The sequence below is a fragment of the Polluticoccus soli genome, from assembly GCF_029269745.1.
In the GTDB taxonomy this organism is placed as follows: domain Bacteria; phylum Bacteroidota; class Bacteroidia; order Chitinophagales; family Chitinophagaceae; genus Polluticoccus; species Polluticoccus soli.
Genome location: NZ_JARJHT010000001.1, coordinates 1,771,519 through 1,784,616, shown reverse-complemented (window position 1 = coordinate 1,784,616; position 13,098 = coordinate 1,771,519). Strand labels below are relative to the sequence as shown.

Sequence of the window (13,098 nt, the reverse complement as noted above, 5' to 3'; positions counted from 1 at the left end):
CATGACGAGACGACACAAGAACAACATATCACTGATCGCTGAAGACGACGAGATCATCAACGAACAAAACATTCGTGATCATGCGAGCTTGTTCTCAGATTTTGATATTGAGTTATTCAAGGCGGGCAAACACTACCGCCTGTATGAAAAACTGGGTGCACACGCAATGGAACACAACGGTAAAGCGGGAACATACTTTGCCGTCTGGGCACCCAATGCACAATATATAGCCATCGTAGGAAACTTTAATCATTGGGATAGAGGCCAACATAAACTCCATGCACGGTGGGATGGCTCGGGCATTTGGGAAGCCTTTGTACCCGGTGTAAATACGGGTGAGCTATATAAATATTATATCGACTCGCACACTGGCTATGCTGCCGAAAAAGGCGATCCTTATGCTTATTTCTGGGAAGAACCTCCAAAGACATCCTGTATTACATGGAATTTGGATTACAAATGGAGCGACAATAACTGGATGGAGGAACGGGGCAAAACGGATTGGTTGGCTAAACCCATATCGATCTATGAACTGCACCTTGGATCGTGGCGCCGTATTCCTGAAGAAGGGGAAAGGTTCATGACCTATAGAGAGCTTGCCAATGAGCTGCCGCAATACTGCAGAGCGATGGGCTTTACGCATGTGGAATTCATGCCGGTAATGGAACATCCGTTCTATGGATCATGGGGATACCAGGTAACCGGATACTTCGCACCCACAAGCCGCTACGGATCGCCACAGGATCTGATGTACCTTATAGATGAACTGCATAAAACGGGTATTGGTGTTATACTTGATTGGGTTCCTTCACATTTCCCTGTTGATGAACATGGGCTGAGCTACTATGATGGCACACATCTATATGAACATGATGACCCGCGGAAAGGGTTTCACCCTGATTGGCAAAGCCTGATCTTCAACTACAGCCGTAACGAAGTAAAAGCCTTCCTGATTTCGAATGCCCTGTTCTGGCTGGACAAATACCACATAGACGGACTTCGGGTTGATGCAGTTGCATCCATGCTCTATCTCGATTACTCGAGAAAGGAAGGCGAATGGATTCCCAACGAATTTGGTGGACGTGAGAACCTGGATGCTATCACCTTCCTTAAAGAGTTCAACGAAGCTGTACACCTGAACTACCCCGATACATTGACCATCGCCGAGGAATCAACAGCATGGCCGGGTGTTACCAAACCAACCTTTGATGGCGGATTGGGCTTTGACATGAAATGGATGATGGGATGGATGCACGATACGCTGCAATACTTTCAGAAAGACCCAGTGTACCGCTGCCACCACCAAGGCCAAATAACCTTTAGTATCATTTACGCGTTCACAGAACGCTATGCTTTACCCTTATCGCACGACGAGGTGGTATATGGCAAACAATCGATGATCAACAAGATGCCGGGCGATGACTGGCAGCAATTTGCCAACCTGAGGCTTCTATACTGTTATATGTACGGGCATCCGGGTGCTAAACTCCTGTTCATGGGAGCTGAGTTCGCACAACGGAATGAATGGAAACATGACTTCAGCCTCGACTGGCACGAGAACTATTATCCATCACACCATGGCATACAAACCCTTCTGCAGGACTTGAACGCGCTTTATAAAAAAGAGCCATCATTATATGAACTGAACTACTCACATGAAGGATTTGAATGGATAGATCTCAACGACTCGCAGAACAGTGTGCTGAGTTGGATACGCAAAGGCCATAATAGACAAAACGATCTGATGTTTATTGCCAACTTCACACCAATAGTACGCCATAACTACCGCGTTGGCATGCCTCGCATGGGTTATTACAGCGAACTGCTAAACTCTGACAGCAGCAAATATGGTGGCAGTAATTTGATAAATAAAGCTGAGCGGGAAGCTATGCCTGTACCTAAACACGGCAGATCACATTCATTGTCACTCACCTTGCCTCCATTGGCCATCATCGTACTCCAACACGTTCGTGATTACGACTGGCTTTAGCCGCTACCGGTTATATATCTCGGTCCAGCGGCGCAGAAGTTTCTCTATTCCTTTAGTGAGTTGGTTTTCGCTTAGCCTCCACAGCCAGTTGTCTGATGACAGACCGGGTGTATTCATCCTCGACTCCTCGCCGAGGCCAAGAATATCCTGCATTGGTAAAATGGCTACGTCTGCAACCGATGAATAGGCCATTCGTCCCAATACAAGGTGTATGTCCTTCTTCCGGATAGAAGTACCATTGTACTCTTCAAAGCGATGGTGATCTACTTTGTTGGCATCCTGCTGATACCAGCCAAGTGCTGTGTTATTATCATGCGTGCCCGTATATACAATGGCGTTGCGCACATGATTGTGCGGTATATCAACCGAGTTTGGCATGTGCGAGCCAAAAGCAAACTGCAATACACGCATGCCGGGCAATCCGAGTTCATCACGCAAAGCATACACGGGTTCCATATTATCTCCGAGATCTTCGGCTACAAATGGCAAACTGCCTAGCTCTTTTCTCACGATGTCAAAGAACTCTCTACCCGGACCCTTTTTCCACTCGCCGTTTTTAGCGGTTGTTTCACCTGCCGGTACTTCCCAATACTCAGCAAAAGCGCGGAAATGATCGAGGCGTAGCAGATCAAATAGTTCCAGGTTCTTCTTCAGTCGGGCTATCCACCAGCTGTAGTTCTGCTGACCGAGGACATCCCAGTTAAATGTGGGCATGCCCCAAAGCTGGCCGTCCTCGCTAAAATAGTCTGGCGGCACCCCGGCAACACCGGCCATATCCAGGTTTTCATCAAGGCAGAATATCTCGAGATTGGCCCATACATCAGCCGAATCGTGGCTCACGTAAAAAGGCATGTCACCAAAAACCTCAATCCCAAGGCTATGACAGTAGTCCTTCAATTCACTCCATTGCAGCGTAAACAGTAGCTGCAGCCATTTTACTTTGTTGATGTCTTCTTCGTGGGACTTGTTGATTGCATTCAAGGCCTCAGCATCGCGTCGTTTTAATTCTTCGGGCCATTCATACCATGGCTTGTTGTTTTGCATTTGCTTTATCACCACATACAATGCAAAATCATTCAGCCAATAAGCTTCTCTTTTGCAAAAGCTATCGCAATGGTGATGCAATTGGACGAACTGTCCTTTTACATAATTTCTGTAGGCTTCATCAAATAGCTCCGCTTTTATTCTTTCGGCTGCGGCGTAGTCTGCTTTGTTTCTATGTGGAAGATGGTTTCTTTTCACACTGGCTTCGTCGAGCAATCCCATCGCCACCAACATATCTGGACTTAGCAACAAAGTATTACCTGCCATGCTGGAAACAGAGCTGTAAGGTGAGTGTCCAGCGCCTGCGTCAGTCGGATTAAGCGGTAATATCTGCCAATACTTCTGATGACCACGGCTAAGAAACCGTGCAAATTTGTGTGCATAAGGCCCAAGATCGCCCACACCATAGTCGGAGGGCAGTGAGCTAATGGCCAGCAAAACGCCAGCACTACGTTTCTTTTCAGCAGACTTTGCAATCAATAGTGCAACCGGCATTTGCGCAAACAGATCTGCAATTGCCAATTTTTCGATCTTCAGCTTTTCACCAGCCATGGACGACCACTCAGCCGGTACATTTTCCGGCAATACCAATCGTGTATCCTTCCAGTCAAATCCATTTAGGCCTTCGCCATCTTTCAACATGCTGGCGGTGTGCAATGGAATTACAGTCAGACACCATTCGGTTTTATACCTGCGCATAAATGCCATCAAATGGTTTCTATACTTGCCCTTCACTTCTATAGGAATATATTTCCCTTTGAGGAAAAGCTCAGAGTATTGTTTGCGCAGGTTCATTAAACGGTAGATCAACCATAGTTTTATTTTGCCGGAATGACGGTTAGCCCATAATTCGTCAAGATTTTCTGCGTTAGCAATATCGTTAAGCCATGTATTGCGTATCGAGAAGTCGACGGGTCGTCGGTTATCAGGGTCGACCAGGCTGAGATCCCAAAGCTCAGTTCCCTGGTAAGTGTCTGGCACACCCGGAGATGTAAATTTCAACAACACCTGAGCAAGCGAATTCACAATTGCGGAATCACAAATGCTTTCAAGGAAATCGTTGAAGCTATTCAAAAATGGCGTTTGCGGGTCAAGCTGTGCGGCTGCAAACTTTTTTGCTTCTTCTTCATAGGCTGTATTAGGTGTCGTCCAGTTGGAATGGCGTTTTGCTTCACGCAATGCTTTTTCAATGTACTGATCCAGTCGTTGTTTGATCTGCGAGGTATCACCATCATCAAAAGGATACATACCTACAAGTACCTGGTAAATAAAGTACTCGTCATTGGTATCAGGCCAGTCCGTGGTTTTAAGACTGGCATTTAGTTTCTGCCACTCCGCCACTTTCTCTTTCCAAAGTGCTGGTAAGTCGGTCAGTACATTTAGCCGTGCTCTCGCGTCTTCGCCACGTTTAGTGTCGTGCGTTGCAGTGGCGTTCATCGTCAGCGGCCAATTGCGCTGTCGCTCAGCCATTGCTTTATGAAACTCTTCTATGGATATGCCAAATTCGTCAGGTGAATCTCCGACGTCATTGTGACCGATGAACCGATTATAGGTATACATTAACGTATCCTCTACGCCTTTCGCCATTAGTGGTCCTGCAAACTGCATGCAGCGTTTGTAAAAGCTAGCTACCTTACTATTATATTCAGCGTCGCCGGTACGCACATTGCGAACAAACACCTGCTCTAAAATATCAGCACCCTTTTGTAGTTCCGGTTTATTTATCCGAATGTTGTTGAGAATACCACATATTGCTTCTTCTTCTTTTGACGGTAACGGAAATCGGTTACCATAGTATCTATATACCGGACTTTGTATCAGTAGTTCGGCTATCGCCAGTTTAAGTGCATCTTTATCGGCTACAGCAAACAGTTTTTTGTCGCCTAATTCAAGAGAGACAAACAGCTGGTACAAATTCTGGAGTTCGCCTCCCATATGCTCGAAAAGAATGTGCGCTTTCTTTTCTTGTATCTGCTGTGCAATAGGAGTGTTATCCCCTGTCAGTTTCCTGTATAATCTTGCAAACTCCGGTTTTGCTTTAGTGTTTGTAAAAAGGTTGTTGACCAAGGCAAGAAAATCATAACCAGTGCTGCCCTCTACTGGCCAATATGAAGGCAATGGCTCTTTCGCCGCAAGTATCTTTTCTACCACGATCGGTACATTCTCGCCTACAAGCAATCGCAGGTCTTCCAAGTATTTGGTTGGATCTGACAGTCCATCAATATGGTCTATGCGCAACCCGGTGAATAGACCTTCATCTACCAAAGCTTTCACCTTCTGATGAAATATCCTAAAAACTGCTTCATCATGTATGTTCAAACAAATGAGCCCATTAATTGTGAAGAACCGCCGGTAGTTTATTTGTTTGTCGGTTTCCTGCCAATGGCAGAGGCGATAGTGCTGCGCATCCAGTAATTTCCTGAATCGTATCTGATCGTTGCTGATCTCATCAGGGTCTTCGCCGGTACTATAAGTACTAGGCAGCAAGGGGAATCTACTCTTGTAATATTTCAACACGAGCTTGTCATTTACCCGCTCAACACACAATTCATTTTTTCCAAGCGCCTCTTCCAACGAACCGCCAAGAAAAGGCACCATTAGTTTTTGTTGCCAGTCTATATCAAATACTGGAGCATACTCCGACTTCGGTCCGTGTTCTAAAACGTGCATTAGCCACTCGTTACTGCTATGGTAAGCCATGTGATTCGGCACTATGTCCTGTATCCAGCCTATGCCATGTTCTTTTAGTTTCCTGCTAATACTTCGTAGTTGGTCTTCGGTACCGATATCGGGGTTGATGGTCAAAGGGTCAACACTATCATAACCGTGATTGCTTCCGGGTACAGCCTTAAAAATGGGTGAGGCATAAATGGCGCCTACACCAAGCTTAGCCAAATAAGGAATTATCTGTTCGAGATCATCAAAGGTGAACTCTTTATGAAACTGTATGCGGTATGTAGATACTGGATTGTACATATCATCCGGCGTAGATCAATATAGATTCAGGTTGAATTGTCAGATTACGATCCAATGTTTCGCTCGCAGTCGAATTGCCGTTCCATTCCGGTGCTGCAGAGTCAAAGATCTTCCAGAATGAGCTATCCTCATCAATGCGAACATTCTGGATCTGCTTAGAAAAATTCATCAAACAGACGCGCCTGGCATTATTGACAGTCCGTTTTAGGATTAAAATTTCTCTTTGTTCATCGACATGTGTTTCTAAGCCTCCACGTTCAAGACTTGAAAACACAGAATCTGATTTTCGCAATTGAATAAGCGTCCTATAATACTTCAGCATGGTTGCATGCGGTTCCAGTTCTATCAAGTCCCATTGCAGTTTAGACCGGTTGAATGTGTCCTCCGATTGCGGATCGGGCGCTTCTCCTTTTTCATGAAATTCGCTGAACTCAGCTTTACGTCCTTCACGCACAGCCTCTACCAAGTCCGCATCTGTATGGCTGACGAAATACAGGAAGGGATTAGACTCACTGTACTCTTCGCCCATAAACAGCAATGGAATATACGGGCTAACCATGACGGCTGCCACCATCAGTTTGCACATTTCAAAACTCACCAGTTGGCTTGTCCGTTCGCCGAGCATGCGGTTCCCTACCTGGTCGTGGTTTTGTGAGAATACGATAAACTGCCAACCGGGGTAACGACTGGTTTTGTTGCCAAAAGTCTTTTTACGATGAGTAGAATAAATGCCGTTGTACACATAGGCATCCTGGTACGCTTTAGCAAGATGAGGCAAGCCTTCGAAATCAGCATAGTAGCCGTGTTGCACCTGACCAGTAGCTACACGTAAGCTATGATGAAACTCATCCGTCCACTGGGCATCCATTCCATAACCACGATTTTTTACAGTATCAATAAACCGGGTGTCATTAAGGTCGCTTTCGATGATCAGGTAATGCCTCTGTCCGCTTTTTACCATCAGCTCATCTACATACTTCCTCATATCTTCCAAAATATGTGAAGGACTAAAGTCTTTGATGGCGTGCACGGCATCCATGCGTAGGGCATCGATATGGAAATCGCGAAACCACATCAAGACATTCTCGATAAAATAGCGACGCACACCATCGCACCAGGCGTCATCGAAATTGATAGCACTGCCCCATGGTGTGCTGTATTTATTTGTAAAGTACGGCCCGAAAACACTGAGATAATTTCCTTCCGGTCCAAGGTGGTTGTAAACAACATCCAGTATAACAGCCAACCCTTTTCTATGGCATTCGTTAATCAACTTCTTTAGTGCATTGGCACCTCCATAAGAGTTCTGCACAGCAAAAGGATAAACCCCATCGTAGCCCCAATTGCGTGCCCCGGAAAATTGTGCCATGGGCATTATCTCTATGGCGGTTATTCCCAGTTCTTTTAGATAATCGAGCTTTTTTTCAATGCCTTCAAAGGTGCCTTCTGAAGAGAACGTGCCTGTGTGCAGTTCATAAATGATATACTCTTTGACTGGAATGTTTTCCCAAGTGTTATCGGTCCACTCGTAACCTGCTATATCTATCGCTTCTGATCCCTTATGCGGACCGCGTGGTTGTGAGGCCGAAGCTGGATCAGGAAATACTTGTTGATCATCCAACACAAGTTTATACTCGTCGCCAGGCCTTATCTTATCAGTTACCAGCTGCCAATATCCAATCTCAGTTTTATGCAGTGCGATACGGTTGGTATCATTCACTAACACTTCGACGTTCTGTTTTTCCGGAGCCCAAATATTAATACTTGCTTCACCTGTATCAGTGAAGTTGACGCCTATGCCGCGCTGTAAAACATTTATCTGCTCCATGTTAGTCTTTAGGATTTATGAGCACTACGACAGAACGGCTCTTTACTAAGACCACCTGCTCGGCCGTGTAGGTACTTCCATCGTCGAAGGTGTTTGTACCGGTATTCAATACCATGTTCCATGTATCGCCATACCGGGCTTCGGGAAGCTTATATTCAATGGATCCATGGTGCGCATTAAAGATGATGTAGAAGTTATCATCAACTATACGTTCACCATTAGGGTCAAGAGCGTGTATGCCCTGGCCGTTCAGGTATACTGCAAGCGATTTTGCATACCAGTAGTTCCAGTGTTCCTCGCTCATTTCCGTACCGTCTGGCAGAAACCACGCAATGTCTTCGACACCTATACCTCGGATAGGATATCCCTGGAACCAACCACGACGACAAAATACCGGATGCTCTTTCGCAAGGTGAATGAGTTTTTTGGTAAAGTCGAGCAATTCCAGGTCAGCTTCTGCCCAGTTGATCCATGATATCTCATTGTCCTGGCAATAGGGATTATTATTTCCTTTCTGTGTGCGGCCTATCTCATCGCCGGCCGTTAGCATAGCGACACCTTGCGACAAGAACAGGGTAGTCAAAAAATTGCGTTGTTGCTTTTTACGGAGCTTGACAACCTTTTCGTCATCAGTTGGCCCCTCTACACTACAGTTCCACGAACGATTGTGATACTCACCATCGTTGTTATTTTCCCCATTTGCCTCGTTATGTTTTTCGTTGTAGGACACCAGATCGTGCAAAGTGAATCCATCGTGAGCAGTTATGAAGTTGATACTCGATGTGGGCGTGCGGTAATCGCCTTTATACAGGTCTGAACTACCTGTAAACCGCTCAGCAAATTCACCCAGCATACTATCGGCACCACGCCAGTAGTCGCGAATGCAATCGCGGTATTTGCCATTCCACTCCGACCAGCCATGGGGAAAGTTGCCTACCTGGTAACCGCCCTCGCCCACGTCCCAGGGCTCGGCTATCAGTTTTACCTGTGAGATAACAGGATCCTGGTAAATGATATCGAAGAATGAACTCAGCCTGTCTACATCATGCAACTCGCGGGCAAGTGCCGCTGCCAGGTCAAACCTGAACCCGTCTACGTGCATTTCCGTTATCCAGTAACGCAGGCTATCCATAATAAGGCGCAATACGTTGGGCAGCATAGCATTGAGCGTATTACCCGTACCGGTAAAATCCATGTAGTATCGTCTGTCCTCCGTCAGGCGGTAATACGATGCGTTATCAATACCGCGGAATGATAAAGTTGGCCCCATCTGGTTGCCTTCCCCTGTATGGTTGTATACGACATCAAGAATTACCTCGATACCTGCTTTGTGCAACTGCTTTACCATATTCTTGAATTCCACCACCTGATCACCAAGTATGCCGCCGCTGGAGTAACGCACATCTGGCGCATAATAAGCCATAGTGTTATAACCCCAATAGTTCGTTAGCCCTCTCTCCTTCAGGTGCCTGTCGGAAACGAAATGATGGACCGGCATCAGCTCTATTGCCGTTATGCCCAGATCTTTAAGGTATTGGATAACAACCGGGTGTGCCAGGGCGGCATAGGTTCCACGTATCTCTTCAGGTATGTCTGGGTGCAGTTGGGTAAAACCTTTCACATGTGCTTCATAGATAACCGTTTGGTGAAACGGTGTTTGGGGTGGCTTGTCATCCTCCCAATCAAACGAAGGATCAATGACCACGCACTTGGGCATGAACGGCGCACTGTCCTCTGCATTAAAGCTCAGGTCCTCTTCCGGATGGCCGAGCTGGTAGCCAAAAAGCGAGTCGTGCCAGTTGATAGTGCCTGCAATGGCTTTAGCATTGGGGTCTATCAGGAGTTTATTAACATTGAACCGGTGGCCGTTATGGGGTTCGTAAGGCCCTGATACCCTGTAACCGTAGAGTTGGCCGGGACCCACCTTAGGCAGATAGACGTGCCAGATGTGGCCGCTCCGTTCCGTCATTTTTATCTTGATCGACTCAGTCTCATCCTTTACATCATTGAACAGGCATAGTTCTACACCTGTGGCATATTGAGAGTAAATAGCGAAGTTGGATCCCTTCCCATCCCAGGTGGCGCCTAATGGGAAAGGATTACCGGTATACACTTTGGTATCCATATATAAGTTGCAGCCTTGAATTGTTTTTTAATGGATAGCTTGTACCCATCCAACAGAACCGTAATAAGAAGTATGCCATGATTTTTAAGCAGTAATACAGTTCAGCAGCGGTTTGCCAAATGTTACAACTCGGGACCCGACACAACATGAGAAAATGCTAACTAGTTGAAATACAATGCGGGTTTGTTGCCTGGCTAAAACATTCAAGTTCGCCCTTGCGCCTGCTAACTCACGCCAGAATAGCACTACACAGCCAATTTGCTACAAAATGTTGTCGAAAATAAAAGGTCTGATTTCGGATGCTTCCTGGGGTCGATAAAAATATGGTAAGAAAAATAGTGGATGAGATATAGGATTCACAAGTTCAAATTTATTATAGCAAATATACGTAATTTTCTTAACTCGCATGCAACCTAATGCCTTCTGGATCAGTGATATTTGTTAACTGTATATAAAGTAGGAATTATTTATCTTTACTCCATTCTAAAGAAATATTAAACTGTGAATTTAACCGGCAGACAGGGATTTGAAGCGCTTTTTAATAATGCCGCTATCGGCATTATTACTGTCGATGTAAAAGGCGATATTGTATTGGTGAACCAGTTTGCGCTGAAGCAGTTTGGCTACAATAACGTCGACGAACTAATAGGGAAGAAAATAGAGATACTGATACCGCAGCGCTACAAGGAGAAACATGTGGAGCACCGTGACAGGTATTATGGTCACAACCCGCATAGCAGGCCTATGGGCACTGGGATGGACCTGTTTGCCATAAAAAAAGACGGTACAGAATTTCCCGTGGAGGTGAGCCTGAGCGTGTACAATACGCTTGACGGCATGTTCAGCATTGCCTTTGTCAGCGATATTACGATACGTAAAAAGTCAGAAAGCGCCCTGATACAGCTTAATGCCGACCTAGAGGAAAAGGTAAAGGAGCGGACCCAATCGCTGGAAGAAGCCCTGGAAAAAGAAAAAGAGTTGAATGAGTTGAAGAGCCGTTTTGTCTCAATGGCGTCGCACGAGTTTAGAACGCCTTTGAGTACCGTGCTGTCGTCTACCTACTTGCTGGCCCAGTATGCTAAGACTGAGGACCAGCCCAAACGGGAAAAGCACATACAACGCATTGTATCATCCGTCAACCTGTTAACCGACATTCTCAATGACTTTCTATCGGTTGGCAAGATAGAAGAAGGAAAGATACAGGTACGTTTTACCGAGATCGATATAAAAGAAACCATATCCGCACTGGTAACCGAGCTAAAAACTATAGTCAAACCAGGGCAGGACATTATTTATGAACACAGCGGTGCCAATAAGGTTCTCCTCGACCTTGCACTTGTAAAACACATTGTGCTCAACCTGGTATCCAACGCGATCAAGTTCTCGCCGGAAAACAGCCCGGTTTATATAAGCACGGTAAACGAAGACAACACGTTACTTCTGTCGATAAAAGACAAAGGGTTGGGTATATCGCCGGAGGACCAACAGCATCTATTTGAGCGCTTCTTCCGCGGAGCGAACGTTACGAATATTCAAGGTACCGGTCTGGGACTTCATATAGTGGCTAAATATGTGGAGCTTATGAACGGAACCATCACATTTAACAGTACCTTGGGCGAAGGAACAGAATTCATTATTAAAGTCGACAAAACTCAGAAATGAAAAAGGTTTTACTGATAGAAGACAATACAGAGATCAGGGAAAATATGGCCGAGATACTCGAGCTTTCCGGCTATGAGACCGTTACCGCACCCGATGGCAGGAAAGGAGTATCGCTGGCAATGGAAATCAAACCTGATATCATCGTTTGCGATATCATGATGCCCGAACTGGACGGCTATGGCGTCATTCACATGCTGCAGAAACACCCGGATACACAGCACATACCTTTCATATTTCTTACAGCCAAGACTGAACGCGCCGAGATCCGGAAAGGAATGGAACTGGGCGCCGATGATTACCTGACCAAGCCTTTCAATGGTACCGAGCTACTGAATGCCATAGAAAGCCGCCTCAAAAAAACCGAGGCGCTGAAACAACATTTATCACCGGGACTGGAAGGACTAAATGTGCTGATAAATGCCAGCGGCAACGATATCGTGAAAAATCTTGCTGAAACGGCAGAAGTCGCATCTTATAAAAAGAGGCAAGTGATCTACCATGATGGTGGACAACCTTACCGGCTTTACTACGTGCAAAGCGGCAAGGTAAAAACCTATAAAACAAATGATGACGGTAAAGAGCTGATAACAGGCCTGTATGGCGAAGGCGACTTCTTTGGCCATATTGCCATATTGGAAGGAATGCCGTACAAAGAAAACGCAGAAGCCATAGAAGATGCTGAGGTAGCTATGGTACCCCGCGAACAATTTGAAATCGTTGTCAATGGCAATCCTGCTATTCTAAAGAAATTTGTGGGACTGCTCGCCAAAAATGTGACGGAAAAAGAAGACCAGTTGTTGGGCCTGGCGTATAATTCTCTTCGTAAAAAGGTTGCCAATGCTCTTATTGTGTTACACGATAAGTACAAGCCAGCTGACGGCAAAGAATTCAGCATCGACATCAGCCGCGACAACCTGTCAACAATAGCAGGCACTGCCAAAGAATCACTCATACGCACGCTGGGCGATTTTAAAGATGAAAAGCTAATAGATGTAAAAAGCGGTGTGATCACTATCCTGCAGGCGCAAAAGCTTCGCAACCTGATCAATTAACTTATAGCTGCAAGAGATAGCTGGTAAAAACCGATTTCATGTTATTGAACTCGGTTTCCATTTTTGCCATGTCAGAACGCAGTTTGTTCTGCCATGATTGGATATCCGGTGTACCATTTTCGAGCTTCTTTGCCTGCTTCTTAATATCAGCACGCATGAAGGATATAACAGTGTCCTTATTAATAAACCGGCTCTGGAACTGCTCTGCTTCTTCCAGGGCAGAAGGGCTTACCGCATGCTTCACCGCATCGGCAAGGCGCGTCTTCATATCGGTATTCTCCAGCTGCATGCCTTCCAGCTTTTGCAACCAGTTGCCGATCTCCGTTTCCAATTCGTTCAAGCCCATTTTTAGCAGTTATTGTTTCAAAGCTACGTTTGGTTAATACAAATAAATAGAATAATGGTCAATGAAAAAGTTGAC

At 45.6% G+C, this 13,098-nt stretch carries 7 protein-coding genes; 3 read left to right on the top strand and 4 right to left on the bottom strand.

The window, feature by feature from the left end; translation table 11 throughout:
- Window position 1 precedes the first annotated feature (1 nt).
- Window positions 2-1,990: a 1,4-alpha-glucan branching protein GlgB gene (glgB, locus tag P2W83_RS07825; protein WP_276133157.1), complete on the top strand. Its 1,989-nt coding sequence runs from the start codon at window positions 2-4 to the stop codon at window positions 1,988-1,990.
- 3 nt (window positions 1,991-1,993) lie between these two features.
- Here the strand turns inward: glgB and treY are convergent, their stop codons facing one another.
- The 3 genes from treY to glgX are packed head-to-tail and all read right to left on the bottom strand — an operon-like array spanning window position 1,994 to window position 9,963.
- A complete protein-coding gene (treY, locus tag P2W83_RS07820) occupies window positions 1,994-6,010 on the bottom strand; it encodes a malto-oligosyltrehalose synthase (RefSeq protein ID WP_276133156.1) in 4,017 nt (1,338 codons plus the stop codon).
- A gap of 1 nt (window position 6,011) precedes the next feature.
- Window positions 6,012-7,838: a malto-oligosyltrehalose trehalohydrolase gene (gene treZ / locus P2W83_RS07815; RefSeq protein ID WP_276133155.1), complete on the bottom strand. Its 1,827-nt coding sequence runs from the start codon at window positions 7,836-7,838 to the stop codon at window positions 6,012-6,014.
- 1 nt (window position 7,839) lies between these two features.
- Complete coding sequence (glgX, locus tag P2W83_RS07810) at window positions 7,840-9,963, bottom strand: glycogen debranching protein GlgX (RefSeq protein WP_276133154.1); 2,124 nt, start codon at window positions 9,961-9,963, stop codon at window positions 7,840-7,842.
- Window positions 9,964-10,464: 501 nt separating this feature from the next.
- On the opposite strand from glgX, the gene P2W83_RS07805 reads away from it, so the two are divergent.
- Both P2W83_RS07805 and P2W83_RS07800 read left to right on the top strand, forming a co-directional pair.
- Entirely contained in the window at window positions 10,465-11,625 is a 1,161-nt protein-coding gene (locus P2W83_RS07805) for a PAS domain-containing sensor histidine kinase (protein WP_276133153.1), read from the top strand.
- Entirely contained in the window at window positions 11,622-12,677 is a 1,056-nt protein-coding gene (locus P2W83_RS07800) for a response regulator (RefSeq protein WP_276133152.1), read from the top strand. Before P2W83_RS07805 ends, P2W83_RS07800 begins: the two co-directional genes overlap by 4 nt.
- A 1-nt stretch (window position 12,678) precedes the next feature.
- Here P2W83_RS07800 and P2W83_RS07795 read toward each other — a convergent pair whose 3' ends face one another.
- The gene (locus P2W83_RS07795; RefSeq protein WP_276133151.1) at window positions 12,679-13,023 is read right to left on the bottom strand and encodes a hypothetical protein; all 345 of its coding nucleotides are present in this window, start codon (window positions 13,021-13,023) and stop codon (window positions 12,679-12,681) included.
- Window positions 13,024-13,098 lie beyond the last annotated feature (75 nt).